The sequence below is a fragment of the Rothia terrae genome (genome assembly GCF_012396615.1).
Classification (GTDB): Bacteria; Actinomycetota; Actinomycetes; order Actinomycetales; family Micrococcaceae; genus Rothia; species Rothia terrae.
Window position 1 is genome coordinate 64331 of the sequence record NZ_JAAXPV010000005.1, and the last position, 18296, is coordinate 82626.

At 55.4% G+C, this 18296-nt stretch carries 18 protein-coding genes; 17 read left to right on the top strand and 1 reads right to left on the bottom strand.

The window, feature by feature from the left end:
- Nucleotides 1–9 precede the first annotated feature (9 nt).
- The 15 genes from HF984_RS04085 to HF984_RS04155 all read left to right on the top strand — a co-directional run bounded on the left by HF984_RS04085 (nucleotide 10) and on the right by HF984_RS04155 (nucleotide 12821).
- Nucleotides 10–852: a Cof-type HAD-IIB family hydrolase gene (locus HF984_RS04085; protein ID WP_168614409.1), complete on the top strand. Its 843-nt coding sequence runs from the start codon at nucleotides 10–12 to the stop codon at nucleotides 850–852.
- A 128-nt stretch (nucleotides 853–980) separates the two neighbouring features.
- A complete protein-coding gene (locus HF984_RS04090) occupies nucleotides 981–1820 on the top strand; it encodes a glycerophosphodiester phosphodiesterase family protein (RefSeq protein WP_168614410.1) in 840 nt (279 codons plus the stop codon).
- A 404-nt stretch (nucleotides 1821–2224) separates the two neighbouring features.
- Nucleotides 2225–2590 (top strand): hypothetical protein, encoded by a 366-nt coding sequence (locus HF984_RS04095; RefSeq protein ID WP_168614411.1) that lies wholly within the window; start codon nucleotides 2225–2227, stop codon nucleotides 2588–2590.
- A 391-nt stretch (nucleotides 2591–2981) separates the two neighbouring features.
- Nucleotides 2982–3284 (top strand): urease subunit gamma, encoded by a 303-nt coding sequence (locus tag HF984_RS04100; protein WP_168614412.1) that lies wholly within the window; start codon nucleotides 2982–2984, stop codon nucleotides 3282–3284.
- A 9-nt stretch (nucleotides 3285–3293) separates the two neighbouring features.
- Complete coding sequence (locus HF984_RS04105) at nucleotides 3294–3731, top strand: urease subunit beta (protein WP_168614413.1); 438 nt, start codon at nucleotides 3294–3296, stop codon at nucleotides 3729–3731.
- Nucleotides 3732–3748: 17 nt separating this feature from the next.
- Nucleotides 3749–5464: an urease subunit alpha gene (ureC, locus tag HF984_RS04110; RefSeq protein WP_168614414.1), complete on the top strand. Its 1716-nt coding sequence runs from the start codon at nucleotides 3749–3751 to the stop codon at nucleotides 5462–5464.
- A 12-nt stretch (nucleotides 5465–5476) separates the two neighbouring features.
- Nucleotides 5477–5968: an urease accessory protein UreE gene (gene ureE, locus HF984_RS04115; RefSeq protein ID WP_168614415.1), complete on the top strand. Its 492-nt coding sequence runs from the start codon at nucleotides 5477–5479 to the stop codon at nucleotides 5966–5968.
- Nucleotides 5969–5971: 3 nt separating this feature from the next.
- A complete protein-coding gene (locus HF984_RS04120) occupies nucleotides 5972–6661 on the top strand; it encodes an urease accessory protein UreF (RefSeq protein ID WP_168614416.1) in 690 nt (229 codons plus the stop codon).
- Between the two features lie 194 nt (nucleotides 6662–6855).
- A complete protein-coding gene (gene ureG, locus HF984_RS04125; protein WP_168614417.1) occupies nucleotides 6856–7470 on the top strand; it encodes an urease accessory protein UreG in 615 nt (204 codons plus the stop codon).
- A gap of 6 nt (nucleotides 7471–7476) precedes the next feature.
- Nucleotides 7477–8343 (top strand): urease accessory protein UreD, encoded by an 867-nt coding sequence (locus tag HF984_RS04130; protein WP_168614418.1) that lies wholly within the window; start codon nucleotides 7477–7479, stop codon nucleotides 8341–8343.
- 18 nt (nucleotides 8344–8361) lie between these two features.
- Entirely contained in the window at nucleotides 8362–9243 is an 882-nt protein-coding gene (locus HF984_RS04135) for an urea transporter (RefSeq protein ID WP_168614419.1), read from the top strand.
- A 22-nt stretch (nucleotides 9244–9265) separates the two neighbouring features.
- A complete protein-coding gene (locus HF984_RS04140) occupies nucleotides 9266–10345 on the top strand; it encodes a FecCD family ABC transporter permease (protein WP_228008134.1) in 1080 nt (359 codons plus the stop codon).
- 15 nt (nucleotides 10346–10360) lie between these two features.
- Complete coding sequence (locus tag HF984_RS04145) at nucleotides 10361–11341, top strand: ABC transporter substrate-binding protein (RefSeq protein WP_168614420.1); 981 nt, start codon at nucleotides 10361–10363, stop codon at nucleotides 11339–11341.
- Entirely contained in the window at nucleotides 11338–12111 is a 774-nt protein-coding gene (locus tag HF984_RS04150) for an ABC transporter ATP-binding protein (RefSeq protein WP_168614421.1), read from the top strand. The genes HF984_RS04145 and HF984_RS04150 overlap by 4 nt, the downstream gene beginning before the upstream one ends.
- Nucleotides 12108–12821 carry a class I SAM-dependent methyltransferase gene (locus HF984_RS04155; protein ID WP_168614422.1) on the top strand — a complete coding sequence of 238 codons (714 nt, stop codon included), beginning with the start codon at nucleotides 12108–12110 and terminating at the stop codon, nucleotides 12819–12821. The genes HF984_RS04150 and HF984_RS04155 overlap by 4 nt, the downstream gene beginning before the upstream one ends.
- A gap of 95 nt (nucleotides 12822–12916) precedes the next feature.
- On the opposite strand, the gene HF984_RS04160 is transcribed toward HF984_RS04155, so the two are convergent.
- On the bottom strand, nucleotides 12917–14260 hold the full coding sequence (locus tag HF984_RS04160; RefSeq protein WP_168614423.1) for a uracil-xanthine permease family protein: 1344 nt from the start codon (nucleotides 14258–14260) through the stop codon (nucleotides 12917–12919).
- Between the two features lie 374 nt (nucleotides 14261–14634).
- On the opposite strand from HF984_RS04160, the gene HF984_RS04165 reads away from it, so the two are divergent.
- Nucleotides 14635–17700 (top strand): Na+/H+ antiporter subunit A, encoded by a 3066-nt coding sequence (locus HF984_RS04165; protein WP_168614424.1) that lies wholly within the window; start codon nucleotides 14635–14637, stop codon nucleotides 17698–17700.
- Nucleotides 17697–18296, top strand: a complete 600-nt coding sequence (locus HF984_RS04170; RefSeq protein WP_168614425.1) for a Na(+)/H(+) antiporter subunit C — start codon at nucleotides 17697–17699, stop codon at nucleotides 18294–18296. The genes HF984_RS04165 and HF984_RS04170 overlap by 4 nt, the downstream gene beginning before the upstream one ends.

An 18296-nucleotide genomic window follows, 5' to 3' on the forward strand; every position in this document is an offset into this window, starting at 1 on the left:
TGACGCACCATGATCAAACTGATCGCCAGCGATCTTGATGGCACGCTGATTGGGCACGACTTTAAGTTCCGCCCGCGCACGCTTGCCGCGCTGAAATCCGTGCAGGACGCTGGCGTCCAGGTGGTTCTGGTGACGGGGCGTCCGCACCGCTGGCTAGAAGCCGTGGTGGAGCAGATGGACGGCTACAACTCTTACGCTATTTGCTCAAACGGTGCGGTGACCTACCACCTGGGTCGCGCCGAAGTTGTTTCAACGCACACGATGGCAGGGCGTGAAATCCACCGCGTCCACCAGCTGTTAGAGAAGGAATTTCCCGAGGCTCGTTTTACCGCAGAAACGCTGGACACAGCCTACCTGCAAAATGCTGAGGACACTCCCGCGCAACCCGGTGGTCCGCTAGAGAATATCGAGCTGGTCTACGGCCCGTTAGGCGAGGTTCTGCCTGCTGATGCGCAGGTCGTGAAGTACCTGATGTTCTCAGGGGCTTACCAACCAGAAACGCTGTTGAAAAAGGTGCGCGATATTGCGGGGGAGCGGGTCTCGGTTACCCACGCTGTACCGGGTAACCCATTGATTGAAATGTCACTACACGGCATGAATAAAGGCTCTGTTCTAGCTGAGTTCGCCCGCGAAAGAGGAATTACCCCGGACGAGGTGGTTGCTTTTGGCGATATGCCCAATGACACCGAGATGCTGAGATGGGCAGGTCGAGGTTACGCAATGGCATCAGGTGCTCCTGCGCTGATTGAATCTGTAGAACGCGTGTGTCCGGGATTCGACGAAGACGGTGTGGCGCAGAAAATCGAGAAGCTCCTCGGGCTATCTGAGGGTTTCAACGACATCCAACGGTAGCTATTATTCTTTCGATTTGAAGTTTTTCTTCGTAATATAGGGTGAGATTAGTCCCTATTCTAGGACGCTTAATGCGCGGCTAGGTGAAACCCTCATTAGGTTACTACTCGGTAGTGTAAGTTGAGCTTATGCCTTTTCCTCAGCACACTGGCGTCACACACACCACTGCCTCACACCAGCTAGAAATCTTTGCCCATCGTGGCCTTAGCCTCGACTCACCCGAAAATACTCTCGCATCTTTCAAAGCAGTAGAAGCATATGAAGATGCGTGGGTAGAAATCGATGTTCACACTACCGCAGACGGCATCGCAGTTGTTTCCCATGACCCAACGCTTGACCGTGTTGCGGGTGTCCCCGGCAAAATTGCTGCCATGAGCTTTGCTCAACTACAAGCCATAGATTTGCCTGATGGCCATAAAGTACCTACCTTGTTGCAGACCCTCCAAGAATTTCCGAAACTCTCTTTCAACATAGATATGAAAGACTATGCCTCGGCTCGAACAGTTCCTCAGGTATTAGGGCAGATTGATAACCCCAAACGTATCCGTATCACCTCATTTTCAGAACGTACCCGCCGCCGTGCCTACAAAGAGTTGTGCGCTCTCGGCCTAGAGAAAATGGTGCCGCTGGGCGCATCAGAAATTCTGATGGGACTCATTTACATTTCATCGTGGTTCGGTCCTCGCGTATGGATAAAGCTAGCCCCGCTGGTGCATCGCTACCTGCCCGTTGCCGACGCCCTGCAGATTCCAGAATCCTATGAGATCCTTGGTCGCACTTGGAACATTCTTACACCTTCCCTGCTGAAAACAGCGCATGTCAACGGTTACAAGGTGCACGTATGGACGGTCGACGAGCCTTCCTGTATGCGACGCCTCTTTGATATGGGAGTCAACGGCATCGTGAGTAATCGCATCGACATACTTGAAAGTGTACGACGCGAATACACTGCGGTAGAAAGCAACTAAACCTTCTTTTCTTTTCCCGGTCTATAAATAATCCCGCGAAACTCGTGCATGCAAGGTGCAGGATTTTCTGTTGTGACGAACTGCCCGCATCACTAATTCTCGCTACTATTGAAAGTTTGCTTTTTAACTGAGAAAATAACTGCCACTTCATGGAGCCTCTCCAATTTGCTGTGGAAAGGGATACGCTTTGTGAACAATTATTTTTCTCGTCGTAAGTTTGCTAAAAGCGCCGTGTGGGCAACCCCGGTAGTGCTCGGCGCCACAAGTGTGCCAGCTTATGCAGCGTCTACGCGTCAATTAAGTCTGATGGGTAGTGGTCGTATTACCAAGAACACTAACTGGGCGGAAACCGAAGTAGATGGTCTAAAAAATACAAAATTTATACGACAGATCCCGGATATTATGTGCAGGGCACCGAGGCCGGCGATACCATCGATAACTTTCGAATTACTATTTGGTTGGCGGGATCCGACGCATTTTTCTCACCAGGTGCTCTTACTAACCCCGATGGTTGGACGACGCTAACACGCGACCCTTCAATTCCTGATGAAACACGTGCTGGCATAACCTATTACGCCTATACGATGACATTCGCGGAAGAAATCTTTGCCCTTGACGGCACAACTTATCTTCACGGTTTTTCATTTGAAAGCGATTTTGATTCTGCCCCCAACCCAGGAGAAGACGCTTTCAAAATTCTGAGCAGTATCGACGTCAACGGAGAAACTCTTTCCTTTGAAACGTGGAGCACTATCGCTGTGCTTACTTAGTAAGCTACCAATCTAGACATACGAAATTCCCGAGGTACATATGGTTTTCATATGTACCTCGGGAATTTTGTATGTGGTCACCGGTATCGACAAGGACGCTTGTCTGCTGTCGTCCTATATGGTGGCGGATACGCGCCGGAACGAGGGTTCGTGTTGGATTTTATGTCAACGTAAAGCTTATGGGTACCGGTGTATCCCCTTGGAAATTCAGGTCAAAATCACCTTTTCTTCACTGTCTAGATAAGCGCATCTGCCTGCCTACTAGGCATTATTTACCGAAAATTAACAGGTTTCTTCTTTGGGGCAATAATCTCTCTAGGTGTATAACGTAAATAGAGAACCATTTGGCACTCTGTGTGTTTAAGTAGGAATTTGTGAGGTAAGGAACCCGATGCACCTACAACCCAAAGATCAAGAAAAGCTGCTGGTAGTAGTTGCCGCAGACCTGGCGCGTCGTCGTCAGGCTCGAGGTCTCAAACTCAACTACCCCGAAGCTATCGCTATCATCACCTACGAACTGCTGGAAGGCGCTCGCGACGGCCGCACCGTTGCAGACCTCATGAACTGGGGTAGCACCATCCTCACTCGTGAGGACGTCATGGAGGGGGTTCCCGAGATGATTCCCGATGTGCAGGTTGAAGCCACTTTCCCCGACGGTACCAAGCTTGTGACCGTCCATCACCCCATTCGCTAGGAGCTGTCGATGATTCCCGGAGAATACATTCTTTCCAAAGACCCCGTGATCTGCAACGAAGGACGCGAGGCAATCACCCTTGAGGTGCTCAACCGTGGCGACCGCCCCGTTCAGGTAGGTTCACACTTCCATTTTGCTGAAGCTAACCGTGCCCTCGAATTTGATCGTCAGGCAGCACTAGGATGCCGCCTCGACATTCCTGCTGGCACCGCGGTTCGCTTGGAACCCGGTGATAAGACCACCGTGAGTCTGATTCCGATGGGTGGCGATCGCATTGTGTACGGCTTCCGCGACCTTGTTGACGGTCCGCTGGATCCTCATGAAGCAACCACTTTCGACGATGAAGCTTACGAGTACAAGCAGCGTCCTCGTCGTTCATCGGTAGGTGGCGACGCGCCTCAGCCGCTCAATGAGCGCGAAGGCTATTCGAACGAGACTAACGACTAAGGCTGAGGAGCATAATAATGAGTTTTGAACTGAGCCGCGAACGCTACACCAGCCTTTACGGACCGACCACCGGCGATGCGATTCGCCTGGCAGATACCGAGCTGTTCGCAGAAGTTGAATACGACCTCACCACCCCCGGCGAAGAAGCTGTGTTCGGTGGCGGCAAGGTTGTTCGTGACGGCATGGGCCAGAACAGCCACATGGTGCGCGATATGGGTATTCCCGATCTCGTGATCACCAACGTTGTGGTCATTGACTACACCGGTATTTACAAGGCTGACGTTGCTGTCCGCGACGGTCACATTATGGCAATCGGTAAAGCAGGCAACCCGCACACCATGGATGGTGTGACCATTCCTATTGGTGTGGCAACCGATATCGTGGCAGGTGAGGGCAAGATTCTGACCGCTGGCGGTATCGACACCCACATCCACTTCATCAGCCCCGACCAGATTGAAACCGCTCTGGTTTCAGGTATCACCACCATGTTCGGTGGCGGTACCGGCCCCAGCGAATCGACCAAGGCAACCACCATCACTCCCGGTGAGCGCAACATCCACAACATGTTGCAGGCTTTTGAAGAGTTCCCCATGAACTTTGGTCTGCTGGGCAAGGGCCACGGCTCGTCCATCTCACCTATGGCTGAGCAGATTCGCGCCGGTGCTGTGGGCCTGAAGATTCACGAAGACTGGGGCGCAACCCCGTCATCCATCAACACTGCGCTTGAGGTAGCTGACCAGTACGACGTTCAGGTGGCAATTCACACTGACACCCTGAACGAGGCTGGCTTTGTTGAAGACACCCGCGCAGCAATCGCAGGACGCGTTATCCACACCTTCCACACTGAAGGTGCGGGCGGCGGCCACGCACCGGACATCATCGAGTTGGCTGGCGACGAGAACATCCTTCCCGCATCCACCAACCCGACTCTGCCCTACACCAAGAACACTCTTGAAGAGCACCTCGATATGCTCATGGTCTGCCACCACCTCAACCCCTCAATCCCTGAGGACGTTGCCTTCGCAGACTCCCGCATCCGCAAAGAAACCATTGCGGCTGAGGACGTTCTGCAGGACATGGGCGTGTTCTCCATGACCTCGTCTGACTCGCAGGCTATGGGACGCGTGGGCGAAGTAATCATGCGCACCTGGCAGGTTGCGGACTCCATGAAGAAGCAGCGCGGCCAGCTACCTGAGGACGAAGGTAAAACCGGCGATAACTTCCGCATCAAGCGCTTTATCGCTAAGTACACCATCAACCCGGCTATTGCGCACGGTATCTCGCACGTGGTGGGTTCTGTTGAGCCCGGCAAGTTCGCTGACCTGGTGCTCTGGGAACCGCAGTTCTTCGGTGTTAAGCCCGATCTGATCATCAAGGGTGGTCAGATGGTCAACAGCATCATGGGTGATCCCAACGCATCGATTCCTACCCCGCAGCCACGCTGGTACCGCAAGGCATTCGGTGCCTACGGAAGCGCTGTTCACAGCACCTCCATCACCTTCATGTCGCAAGCATCCCTGCTCAACGGCGTCTCACGCCAGCTGGGTTTGAAGAAGCACGTGCGCGCGGTCAAGGGTATTCGCGATCTCAAGAAGTCAGATCTGAAGCTCAACGGCGAAATGCCCAAGCTCAGCGTTGACCCCGAGACCTACGAAGTACGCGTGAACGGTGAAGTAATCACCGCTAAGGCTCAGGACGAGCTGCCCATGGCTCAGCGCTACTTCATGTTCTAAGAAGGAAAATTCTTGATTATTACCGAAATTCTAGGCAATACTCACGAGGCTGACGGTGCAGCGCTGGTTGAGGGACGCCACCTTGAAAAAGTCGTCCTGCCCAGTGCTGACCTGGTCAAACGCATTCAGCGTTTGACCACCGACCACAATAACGAGGTAGGTTTGCGCCTGCCCGCCAGCTCACCCGATCTCAAAGACGGCGATATTCTCGCGCTTGAAGATTCCGGTGAGCACGGCAATGCCATTGTGGTCTCGGTACTGCCCACCGACGTGCTGGTGATCGCGGCGTCCTCCATTGTAGAAATGGCGTTCGTGGCGCACTCACTGGGCAACCGTCACCTTCAGGCACAGTTCTTCGACACCGACAGCGAATATCAGGCTGCAGTCATGGTTGTGCAGTATGACCACACCGTCGAAGACTTCCTCAAGCACCACAAGGTCGCGTACTCGCGTCAAGAACGCGTCATGCCCGTGCCCTTCCGCCACGCTGAGCACACGCACTAGAACATGGTGAATACATCGCTGGCATCCATGCTGGGAATGATGCAGCTAACCGACTCAGCCCTTCCCACCGGCGCATTTAGTCACTCCCTCGGGTTTGAAACCTACATGCACCGCGAAGAGCTAGAGGACGAAGCCTCGTTCTCAGCGTGGATGCGCATGTTTGTGGAACAGCAGCTCACCTACACGGACGCGTTGGCTATTCGTATGGTCTACGCGGCGCACTCTTTCGACGACGTCGCTGACCTTGATGAGCTGGTGACCGCTCAGGCGCTACCGCAGCAGATTCGCGACGGCGGCATCACCATGGGCAAGCGTCTGCTGTCTTTGGCGTCGGCGTCATACCCCAGCGAATGGGCGGACGCTTACGCCGCCGGGGTAGCGGACGGCAGTCTCTACTCGCATCAGGCTGTTGTGTGGGGGGTGATTGCGCGTGATCTTGAGGTGCCGGTGGACGAGGCCGTGGCGTCACACCTTTATGCCACCGTTATCTCGCTGACGCAGAACGCTGTGCGCGCGATTCCGCTGGGGCAGAACACCGGTCAGCGCGTGATCCGTGCGGCTCAGGAGTGGATTGCCCGCGCCGTTGAGGAGTCTGCTGCGCTCGATGAGGAAGACCTGGGCGCTATTGCCCCCGGCCTTGAAATCGCGCAGATGCAACACGAGCGTCAGCGCGCGCGTCTGTTTATGAGTTAAGTGTAAGGCTGCTAGGGATAGAGCGATTCCGCGATGCGCTATCGTCAGCAGTCCCTCTCGCTTCACTCGCGCGGGGCGCTCGGAAGCGATTCACGCCAGCCCCGATGCCAGCTGGCGATAGTGCATCGCGGACTCGCTAGTGGTTCACTCCACTGAAGTTTTTAAACCAGAAGATTTTGAAAGAAGGTTTGACTATGGATCCGATTATTATTGGTATTGGCGGCCCCGTGGGCGCCGGCAAGACCCAGCTGATTGAACGCATTTCACGTTCTATGAGCGATGAAATTTCAATGGCTGCAATCACCAACGATATTTACACCATTGAGGACGCTAAGATTCTGGCGCGCAATTCCGTGCTCCCTGAATCTCGCATCATTGGTATTGAGACCGGCGGTTGCCCGCACACCGCTATTCGCGAAGACACCTCGATGAATGAGGCAGCTATTGAAGAGCTGAAGAAGCGTTTTGATGACCTGCAGATCATCTTCGTGGAATCCGGTGGCGATAACCTTTCGGCAACCTTCAGCCCCGAACTTGTTGACTTCTCTATTTACGTGATTGACGTGGCGCAGGGTGAGAAGATTCCGCGTAAAGCTGGTCAGGGCATGATCAAGTCAGATCTGTTCGTAATCAACAAGACCGACCTCGCACCGCACGTGGGTGCTGACCTGGACGTTATGGAAGCCGACTCCAAGGTCTTCCGCAAGAACAAGCCCTACGCTTTCACCAACCTGAAGACCGACGAAGGCCTTGAGACCGTGGAGAACTGGATTCGCCACGACGTGCTCATGCTCGACCTCGCATCCTAATTTTCGATGGCTACTGAACACGAAACCCATAACTGGGCAGGCGTGCTTAAGCTCGGTGTCACCGAACGCAATGGACGTTCGGTGGCTAAGAGCCAGTACCACGAGGGCGCGTTGCGTATTCTTCGCCCGCATTACCTGGATGCGTCCGGGCAGGTCACCTACACCGCCATTAACCCCGGCGGTGCATACTTTGGCGCGGACCGCTACCTGCTGGATCTGAAGGTTGAGCAGGGCGCGTCACTACTGCTGACCACGCAGTCGGCAACCAAGGTGTACAAGACTCCGCAGGGTCCCGCCTACCAAGAGATGACGGTGAATCTTGGCCCCGGCGCTGTCTTCGAGTATGTGCCTGACCAGCTGATTGTCTACCGTGAAGGCGCGTACAAACAGCGCACACTGGTGACCATGGATCCTACCGCCTCGCTAGTGATGTCAGAAATCATCACGCCGGGCTGGGCGCCGGACGGCTCGTCCTTCAAATACCAAGAGTTGCGTATGCGCACCGAAATTCGCGTGACGGGGGAGGGCGGTGACAAGCGTCTAGCGGTTGATCAGCTGCGCCTCAAGCCCAGCGAACTCGGTGATATCCGCGGCGTCGGGCTCATGGAGGGGCATAGTCACACCGGGCAGCTACTCCTAGCGGACGCCCGCATCGACGATGCCCTCTATGACGAGCTGGCGGCAATGGTGGAAGGCTCCAATACGCTCTCTGGCATCACCCGTGCAGGACGCGACGCTCACGGTGTGCACTGCGTGGCGGTGCGCTCCCTGGCGAACTCCACCGCCGACATTGCTCAGTTGCACCAGGACATCATTAACCTCACCCGTAAAACCTGGCGTTACCAGGCGAAACTTGATCTACGAAAGCACTAAAAAGAGGAAACACGAACCATGAAGATTCAGGATGTTCTACGGGGTGTCTCCCAAATCTACTTTGCGCGAAGCTCCGCCACCGGCGTCCTGATTCTTGCAGGCGTTGCACTTTTTGATCTGCGTACTGCCGTGCTCATGGCACTCGGTGCTCTCGTGCAGACACTGACCGGTCTTGCCGTGAAGCGGCCTGAGGCTGTGACTGACGGTCTCTTTGGCTTCAACGGCGCGCTCGTTGGTGCTGCCGCCGGTGTTCAGTTGCAGAACTGGCCCATCGGTTTAGCAATGACAGTGGTCGGTGCTGCACTGTGCACCCCCGTGCACTTTGCCTTTGAAAAGCTCTTTGCCACCAAAGCTCTGCGCGGTGCGGCACTTCCTGTCTCTACCGCACCGTTCTGCACTGTCACTGGCATCCTCATCACCCTGCTCGCAGGCTTCAAAGCAACCGGCGGTGCGTTGAGCTCCGGAACCGGCGTGAACGGGGTTTATGTGGGGCTCACCAACAATATCGCCGAGGTTGTTCTTGCTGACGGTGCGGTGACGGGCGTTCTGATTGCAGCAGGTTTGTTTGCAGCATCCCTCGTGCTTGGTGGCTTCGCCCTGTGGGGTAGCGTACTGAGCCTGCTCATCGCGTCCCTGGTGCACGGCGGTCTTGCTACCACCTCAACCGGACTCTTCGGTTACAGCGCGGTGCTCGTCTCTATCGCTATCGGTGCCACCTTCTGGAACGACCGCCCGCTATCAGCGCGCATCACCGGTGCAACCGTGGGCATCCTGCTCACCCTGTGCATCCAACCCCTGCTGACACTGACCCCGATTCCCGTCTACACCTGGCCCTTCCTGCTCTCCATGTGGATTGTGATGCTGGTAGGCTCAAAGTTCACACCAACCGCCCAGAAATAGGCGTTACTCTATCTCAGTGACTGTGCAACAACAGAAAATTCAAGATGACCCGCTGGGGCTCAAAAGCTTGCGTACCCGCGTACTGGTATGGGCTACAGTGCTCCTGATAGCGCTCGCGGTCGCCGCTTTTCTAGGGATTACTGTAGGCGCTGTGCCACTGACCTTGGGGGAAACTCTCAACGTTATTGCGCACCATACTCTCACCCCTCACAGCCCAATTACGTGGTCACCTTCTGTGGACGCCATCATCTGGCAGGTGCGTTTACCGCGTGTTCTGCTTGCTGTAGTTGTCGGTGCGAGTCTTGCCGTGAGCGGCATGGTCTTGCAGGCGATGGTACGCAATGTTCTGGCTGAACCATACCTGCTCGGCATTAACTCGGGTGCTTCAGCGGGTGCTGCACTGGCGATTCTCTTTGGTGCAGGCGTTGGTGCGTTTGGTGCTCATGCTCTACAAGCAACCGCTTTTCTAGGGGCGCTAGCGTCGTCCATTGCGGTCTACCTTCTAGCTCGGACGGGCGGACGCATTACCTCCCTGCGTCTGCTTTTGGCTGGTGTGGCTGTGGGCTACGCTCTCAACGCTGTTACCAGCTTCTTAATCTTTGCTAGCGGCGATGCCGAAGGTACGCGTTCTGTGATGTTCTGGTTGCTCGGTTCACTCTCGCTTGCCGCCTGGGGAACTCCGCTGACAGCAACAGTCATTATTACTGCACTTACCGGGATTATCTTCTGGGCGATGAGCAAACACCTTGACGTCCTATCTGTTGGCGATGAATCGGCGGTAAGCCTTGGTATCTCACCCGAGAAAATCCGCCTCATCCTGCTCGTTATCATCTCGCTTAACGTGGGCGTAGTGGTTGCCACAGCGGGCAGTATCGGCTTTGTTGGACTCATCATCCCGCATCTTGCCCGACGATGCGCCGGTGCCCTACATCGCGCGTCCTTACCCATTGCCGCCCTGATGGGTGCAACCCTGCTCACCCTTGCAGACCTTGTAGCGCGCACGGTCTTAGCACCCCAAGAAATACCCATCGGCATCCTTACCGCCTTAGTGGGCACACCATTCTTGCTGGTACTGATTAAGAAAATGCGCTCGTACTCCTAGAAAGACCTAAGCTTTATGAAACACTTATTCACTGTTGTTGGTGCGCTGGCAGCTGTAGGAGCACTTGTGCTGACAGGATGCTCTAGCGCAGAAAATTCCTCGGCTGGGGCATCGGGAGAATCGGTGACCGTGCAGAACTGCGGTACTGACGTCACCTTCAATAAAACACCCGAACGCATGGTTTTGCTCAAGTCCGCAGCTGTTCCGGCATTGCACGACCTCGGTGTACTTGACCAGGTGGTAGCCCGCGCGGGCGCCTACCCAGACGCGTACTACGATCAGGCAACCCGCGATGAACTGAACAAGATTCCCATGCTGTCCGACGACTTAGATGCCGGTGGCCACCTGAACATCTCAAAAGACACGGTGATTGCCCAGCAACCAGACCTCGTACTGGGTGAAGTCGATAACCTCGACCGCGCTTCTCTTTCGCAACTTGGTATCCCGCTGATTGAAGAACCTGCCATGTGCAAAAGCGGGGCCCCCGAGCATCAAAGCTTTGACTCTATCTACGATCAGCTTGAAACGTACGGCACTATTTTTAATAAAAAAGACCGGGCGGACGCTGCAATCAGCGACCTCAAAACCCGAGTGGACGCGGTGAAAAAGCAGGTGGGTGACGGCGACGGACGCACCGCTGCCGTCCTTTACCCCACGGTGGGTGGCGGTACTACCTACGCCTACGGCAGCAAATCGATGGCAGAACCTCAGCTAGAAGCTGCCGGTTTTAAGAACGTTTTCGGTGACGTTGACCAGCGCGTTTTTGAAGTCACCGGCGAAGAACTGATTAACCGCAACCCCGACGTTCTGATTCTTCTCTACTCGGAGGGTGATGAACAGGCCGTCGCTGACGCCGTCAAAAACCTCCCGGGCGCAGACTCAATCACTGCTGTGCGCGACAACCAGATGCTGGTTCAACTCATGAACTTCACCGAACCCGCAACCCCTCTGGTGGTGGACGGTCTTGAACGCATTGTTGAAAGGTTCTATCAGTGATTCGCGCGCAGAACCTCACCTACGCCTACGGCACTCAGACTGTTTTACACGGTGTAAATCTTGAACAGCGAGTGGGGCGGGTGCTGGGACTGGTGGGCCCTAACGGTAGTGGAAAATCAACACTGATTCGCAACCTCAGCGGCGGTTTAAAACCGGTTGAAGGACGCGTCACCATCGGCGGAAAAGACCTAGGGTCCTACTCGGCTCAAGAACTCGCGCGGGAAGTTTCTACCGTCATTCAAGAACGAGACAGCGAACCCGGGTTAACCGTTGCGCAGATGGTGATGCTCGGTCGCACCCCTCGCCTTGGCATGTTCGCGCGACCGGGAGCGTCCGATGAAGAAAAGGTCATTCGCAGTCTTGAATCGGTCAATGCTCTGCACCTTGCCCAGCGGTTCTTTGCAGAACTCTCCGGCGGCGAAAAACAGCGCGTTCTCATCGCCCGATCGCTAGCGCAAGATACGCCCTACATCTTCTTAGATGAGCCCACCAACCACCTCGACATCAGACACCAGCACGAGCTGCTGGGACTGATTCGCACCAACTCGCGTAACACCGTGATTGTTCTGCACGATCTCAATCTCGCCGCGCAATATTGCGATGACGTGGTGCTCCTCGACTCTGGACGCGTGGTCGCACAAGGTCCCGTGGGCGACGTCTTGACGCCTGCGTATCTAGAGCCCGTTTACGACATGGCCGTTCATCGCATAGAACACCACGGCAAAACCCACCTACTATTCGAGCCGCGCAACCCCGAAGGGAGCTCATGAGCGCACAGGAATCAATCAACGCCTACTGGGATCAGCGCGCTGAAACCTACCATCGCTTGCAACAGCGTCCAGACCGTAAAAATGTTGACCGTGAAGTATGGGGCGACATCATGCGCGATGCCCTGCCCTCTCATGCGCAGAGAGTCCTTGATATCGGCACAGGCTCAGGATTTCTCGCTTTCGTGCATTCTGACGTGGGCAAACAGGTCACAGGCGTAGATTTATCAGAACAGATGCTGGAGATCGCAAGACACGAGGCTCTCAATCTACCCGAGCAGCAGCGTCCTGAATTCATCATGGCGGACGCGGTTGAGCCAGCACTCACCCTTGGTGAGCGAACCTTCGACGCGGTCACCAGCCGCTACCTCATGTGGACGCTCCGCCACCCGGTTGAAGCGTTGAAAAACTGGCGAGGGCTTTTGGTTCCCGGTGGCACACTGATCGTAATCGATGCGCCCTGGTTTCCTCGCGGTTTGGATGAGAATAAGACCGAAAACTTCGCTGAACTTTACGATGAAACCGTACGCGCAGAACTGCCGCTGGCCGAGGCGCAAAGCATCGAATCAACCGTTGCGGTCATTGAGCGGGCGGGCTTTATCGACATTCAGGTGCGCGAGCTGACCCAGGTGCTTGAACTGGACTTAGCCCAGGGCGCTACTCCCGGGCATCAGCCGACCCTGCAGTACCTAGTGAGCGCGACGCGTCCTTAGATATAACCGTTGCTACATACGAAATGCCCGAGCTACATATGATTTTCATGTGTAGCTCGGGCATTTCGTATGTGGTTGGTCGGGGCGCGAGGACGCTAGTGCGCCGCCGCTTCCGGAGATTTGGGGTCGGTCGCGTCCGGCGTGAGCGGGTCTGCCCCAGCGGCACCGGTTCCCTTATTGATAGCTGCCATGACGTGGTAGATCACCAGGGTGGCGGCGGTACCCAGGGCAATGCCCGCGAACTGCAGGTTGCTGAACTCCCAGGTGTAGTCGGCGATACCGATGATCATAGCGATGGACGCGGTGGTCAGGTTCACCTGGTTAGAGAAATCCACGCGGTTCTGCACCCAGATGCGCACACCGAGCATACCGATCATGCCGTAAAGAACGGTTGCAGCACCGCCCAGGACGCCCGCGGGCACGGTTGCCACGGCGGCACCGAAAACGGGGAAGATAGACAGCAGAATCGCGAAAATTGCAGCTACCCAGTAAGCGGCGGTGGAGTAGACCTTGGTCGCCGCCATCACGCCAATGTTCTCAGCGTAGGTGGTGGTGCCTGAACCGCCGCCCATGCCCGCAACGGTGGTTGCCAGGCCGTCAGCCATGATCGCGCGTCCTGAGTAGGCGTCCAGGTTAGTGTTGGTCATCAGCGCCACCGATTTCACGTGGCCGATGTTCTCGGCAACCAGCACGAGAATCACGGGAATAAACAGGCCAGCTAGGTTCCAGTGGAACTCAGGATGCTGAAAGTGCGGCAGACCAATCAGACCCTCGGATTCCCAGGTCTGGTGAATGGTCGTGAAGTCTACTTCGCCGCGCAGGACAGCGGTGATGTAGCCGATGATGACGCCCAGAAGAATAGACAGGCGTCCGATCATTCCCTTGAAAATGACCGAAATCAGCACGATGCTGGTGAGCGTGACCAGCGCGGTGATAGGTGCCTTCATAAAGTTGTCTTTAGCGGACGGCGCCAGGTTGAAGCCGATGAGCGCCACGATAGAGCCGGTCACCAGCGGTGGCATGAGCTTGGTCAGCCAACCCGTGCCCGCAAACTGCACAATCAAACCGATGATGAACAGCGAAATACCCGCCATCACAATGCCGCCCAGTGAGCCGCCGGGGCCGTACTGGTTGGACGCTGCCGCAAGGGGAGCGATGAAGGCGAAGGACGAGCCCAGGTAGGAGGGCACGCGTCCTGCCGTCAGAAGCAGGAAGATGATGGTGCCGATACCCGAGAAGAACAGGGTAGTCGCCGGCGGAAAACCGGTCAGCAGGGGCACAAGGAAGGTCGCACCAAACATTGCGATCACGTGCTGCGCGCCAATGCCGATAGTGCGACCCCACGAAAGACGTTCATGCGGAGCAACAACTGCGCCGGGGGCAATAGCCTTGCCGTTGCCGTGCAGCTGCCATGAAAAAGGAGAGCGAGAAGATGCCACGAGAGTTCATCCAAACCATAGAGTGCGAGATAAATCGTGGCTAGTTTACTCTGCTTGCCTTAGAGGTGACCACGTAAACACCGCAGTGACCACAAAAGCGTCAAAACCCACGGGAAAAACGGTGTACATTGACGTTATCATGGTCACTCTGATGTTTTTGTGGTCACCTTCGAAAGGCCGCGGTCGTTCGGGGTAAGTTTTGCGCCGGCGTCATAAACGTTATTTTATACCAAGGTTTGTACCGCGTGAAAAGCAGAAAAAACAGCATATTCCCATAAAAAGAGCTTTATTTTGTGGAACCCACCATAACACTAAGTGCACTTTATTAGCTAAACTGAGTAAAGATAAACCCCAGACACATGTAAGGCCCACTCGTGACCTTAATTCTTATTGCTTTCTTTGTGTGTTCGTTGGTGACTCCCGCCCTTTTTAAGAAGTTTGGCGTTAAAACCTTCTACGCACTTGCAGTCGTACCCGCACTCAGCCTTGCCGCTGTGCTGACTCAAACTTCACGCATCCTTCACGGTGAGGACGCGTGGGTTGAGTCTGTGCCGTGGATTCCTCAGCTGAACCTCTCCCTGACCTTCCGTCTTGATGTTCTGTCGTTCATCATGTGCTTGCTGGTGCTGGGCGTGGGTTCGCTGGTGCTGTTCTACTGCGCGTCCTATTTCTCGCCTAAGCAGAAGGGCGTGGGGGCGTTTGCTGCCTACCTCTTTGGCTTTGCCGGTGCGATGTTCGGTTTGGTGACCTCTGACGACGTTTTGGTGATGTTCATTTTCTGGGAGATCACCACCATTTTGTCGTATCTGCTGATTGGCTTCTCACGTACGCGTTTGTCTGCGCGTCGTTCGGCCTTGCAGGCGATGACCATTACGACCTTCGGCGGTCTTGCCATGTTCATTGGTTTGGTCATTGTTGGTCAGGCGCTGGGTACATACAGTTTGCACGAGTGGACGCTGCGCGGTGCTGACTGGGCTGCGGACATTCAGGCTGGTCACGGCAATATTTCTTTGGGTCTGCTGTCTACGGCAATGATATTGATTCTGGCCGGCGCCGTTTCTAAATCAGCGTTGATTCCCATGCATTTCTGGTTGCCGGGCGCGATGGCTGCACCGACCCCTGTGAGTGCTTACCTGCACGCGGCGGCAATGGTGAAGGCCGGTATCTACCTTTTGCTGCGCCTGTCGCCTGCTTTTGCTCAGGTGGATGCTTGGCATTACACCCTTCTTATTTTGGGTTCTTTCACCATGATTTTTGGTGGCTATGTGGCGCTCAAGCAGTTCGACCTCAAACTCATTCTTGCCTACGGTACTGTCTCGCAGTTGGGCTTCTTAGCGCTCATTATTTCGCTGGGAACTCCGGATGCGATTTATGCGGCAATCGCTATGACACTGGCACACTCCATGTTCAAGGCTGCTCTCTTTTTGACCGTGGGCATTATCGACCATCAGGCGGGTACCCGCGATATTCGCAAGATGTCGGGTATCTACCGTCGAGCACCCAAGCTTTTTGCAGTGGGCGCGATTTCGGCGGCATCTATGGCTGGCGTACCGCTGTTTGCCGGGTTCGTGGCTAAAGAAGCTGTGCTAGAAACAGCGATTCACGACCTCTCAACCTGGGCGGGTATGTTTGCGTTTGCTTCTGTGGTGATTGGTTCTATCTTCACCTTCGCGTATTCTGCCCGCTTTGTCTGGGGCGCTTTTGCTCGTAAGCGTGAGAGCTACATGCTCGATGAAGGTGTTAAATACTGTGCCGATGTAGATTATGCGCTGGCTAAGCACGGTAAGAACCAGTACAGCCCCGATACCCAGTTCCATTCGGTTGAGGGCAGTTTCTTAGCTGCTCCTGCCGTTCTTACCTTGCTCACCGTGGTATTCGGTCTTTACCCCGAACCCTTGCACAAGCTCATTGCAGCACATGTGAAAACTGTTGGTGAGTACGAACTTCACCTTGCTCTGTGGCACGGTCTTACCCCTGCGCTCTTTACATCGCTGGGAATCATGGTCGTAGGTCTGCTGATTTTCCTCTTCCGCGAGCCGGTTGAGAAGATCCAGACCTCGATTCCTGAGCTGCCTCGCGCGCGTCATATCCACCGCGGCGTCATGGACGTTCTCGACCGCTTTGCTGTGTGGGTCACCGCGAAAACCCAGCGTGGTTCGCTGGCGTTCTACCTCTCCGTCATTCTGGTGACGGCAGTGACCGTTCCAACCGTTGCGCTGTTTGTGCAGGAGACCCCGCCGCTCAAGGGCGTGCGCGTGACCGAATCACCGGTGCAGTGGGTCATCGCAATCGTGATGATTGTGGCAGCTATTGTTGCAGCAACCGTTCGCAAGCGCTTCCTCGCTATCTTGATGGTGTCGGTTACCGGCTACGGCATGGTGCTGATTTTCGCCCTGCGTTCGGCACCCGACCTGGCTCTGACCCAGTTGCTGGTTGAGACCATCTCGATGATTGCCTTCGTGCTTGCGCTGCGCGTCCTACCCCGCGAAATGCCGCGTGAGGACGTCGGTGAGCGCAAGAACCCGCTTAACAAGACCACGCGCCTGGTTATCGCTATTGGCTTTGCCGTGCTGATGATGGCGCTGGCAATGTTCACGTTCTCATCGCGTTCGCTAGATCCCATTTCTCTTGAGATGCCCAAGCTCGCCTACGAGCACGGTCACGGCTATAACACCGTGAACGTCACGCTCGTTGATATGCGCGGCTGGGACACCTTCGGCGAAATTTCCGTGCTTGCGCTGGCAGCTACCGGCGTCGCGTCCTTGATCTTTATTGGCGGACGCAACGACTCGATAGGTGCGCACCCGACGACAGAGGCACTGCGCGTTGTTGAGCAGTCCTACGCAGAAGGTGAGCAGAGCCGTCAACGTCAGATCTCTACAGAGTTCGGCCACGTTGAAGAAGAACGCGATCCATTTTTGCTGGCAGGACGCACACTGCCCCCCGAATCACGTTCGCTACTGATGGAAGTCATGACTCGTCTGATTTTCCACACTTTGCTGATCGTTTCGCTGTACATGCTTGTAGCTGGTCACAACCTGCCCGGCGGTGGCTTTGCCGGCGGTTTGATTGCAGGTTTGGCGTTCTCCATTCGCTACCTCGCAGGTGGTGGCACAGAGCTACGCATGGCAACGCCTTTTAGCGCTGGTACCTTCCTCGGTGCCGGTCTAGCGATTGCGGTGCTCTACGTAGTGTGGCCACTGTTCATTGGCGATGCGGCCTTTACCTCCCATGTCTATGACTTCTGGTTACCGGTGTTCGGTGACGTCCACTTCGTAACAACGATTATTTTCGACGTTGGCGTCTACCTGCTGGTTATCGGCCTGGTTCTCGATATTCTGCGCAGCCTCGGCCAGGGTGTTGACGACGCGATTGCCGACCACACCGTGAACATCAACGAAGAAGTAGTTGCAACACCCCACCGAAAGGCAGACTCATGATTATCGATTTGAGCCTCATTCTCGTGATGGGTGTGCTCTACGCCGTGGGCGTCTACCTGGTGCTCGCTCGCACGCTCACCCGCGTCCTGCTCGGACTCATGCTGATTTCAAACGCAACCAACCTGCTGATTGTTCACGCGGGCGGGCCTGCGCTATTACCGACCTTCTACGAGAAGGACATTCCGGCTGACCAGTACACCGATCCGCTCCCGCAGGCGCTGACGCTTACCGCCATCGTGATTGGTGCGGCAATGGTCGCCTTCGTGCTCGGTATGATTTACCGCGGCTGGGTTCTGGCACGTGCCGATGAAATTCAGGACGATGACGAAGACTTGCGCGTTGCAACCAGCGACCACTTCGACACCGAAGAAGACACTCCGATTGAAGATGACGAATCAGAGTTCGAAGGTGATGAAGAAAGCCGCAAGCTTCAAGAAGAAGAACTTCAAGACGAGCAAGCGCATCTGCACGCAGGTCAAGAGAAACTGCGCCGAGCACAGACCAGCACCGACAACCCGGATGAGCTGATAAATCTTGCGTACAAAGAACACAACTTGGCAGAAAAAGAATCAGCAACAAGAGGAAAGGAGAACTAA

Excerpts from the sequence above, each read along its gene's own strand:
- HF984_RS04120 (WP_168614416.1), top strand. The coding sequence starts at position 5,972 with ATGGTGAATACATCGCTGGCATCCATGCTGGGAATGATGCAGCTAACC.
- HF984_RS04170 (WP_168614425.1), top strand. The coding sequence starts at position 17,697 with ATGATTATCGATTTGAGCCTCATTCTCGTGATGGGTGTGCTCTACGCC.
- ureC (WP_168614414.1), top strand. The coding sequence starts at position 3,749 with ATGAGTTTTGAACTGAGCCGCGAACGCTACACCAGCCTTTACGGACCG.
- HF984_RS04130 (WP_168614418.1), top strand. The coding sequence starts at position 7,477 with ATGGCTACTGAACACGAAACCCATAACTGGGCAGGCGTGCTTAAGCTC.
- ureG (WP_168614417.1), top strand. The coding sequence starts at position 6,856 with ATGGATCCGATTATTATTGGTATTGGCGGCCCCGTGGGCGCCGGCAAG.
- HF984_RS04100 (WP_168614412.1), top strand. The coding sequence starts at position 2,982 with ATGCACCTACAACCCAAAGATCAAGAAAAGCTGCTGGTAGTAGTTGCC.
- HF984_RS04085 (WP_168614409.1), top strand. The coding sequence starts at position 10 with ATGATCAAACTGATCGCCAGCGATCTTGATGGCACGCTGATTGGGCAC.
- HF984_RS04135 (WP_168614419.1), top strand. The coding sequence starts at position 8,362 with ATGAAGATTCAGGATGTTCTACGGGGTGTCTCCCAAATCTACTTTGCG.
- HF984_RS04145 (WP_168614420.1), top strand. The coding sequence starts at position 10,361 with ATGAAACACTTATTCACTGTTGTTGGTGCGCTGGCAGCTGTAGGAGCA.
- HF984_RS04155 (WP_168614422.1), top strand. The coding sequence starts at position 12,108 with ATGAGCGCACAGGAATCAATCAACGCCTACTGGGATCAGCGCGCTGAA.
- HF984_RS04105 (WP_168614413.1), top strand. The coding sequence starts at position 3,294 with ATGATTCCCGGAGAATACATTCTTTCCAAAGACCCCGTGATCTGCAAC.
- HF984_RS04090 (WP_168614410.1), top strand. The coding sequence starts at position 981 with ATGCCTTTTCCTCAGCACACTGGCGTCACACACACCACTGCCTCACAC.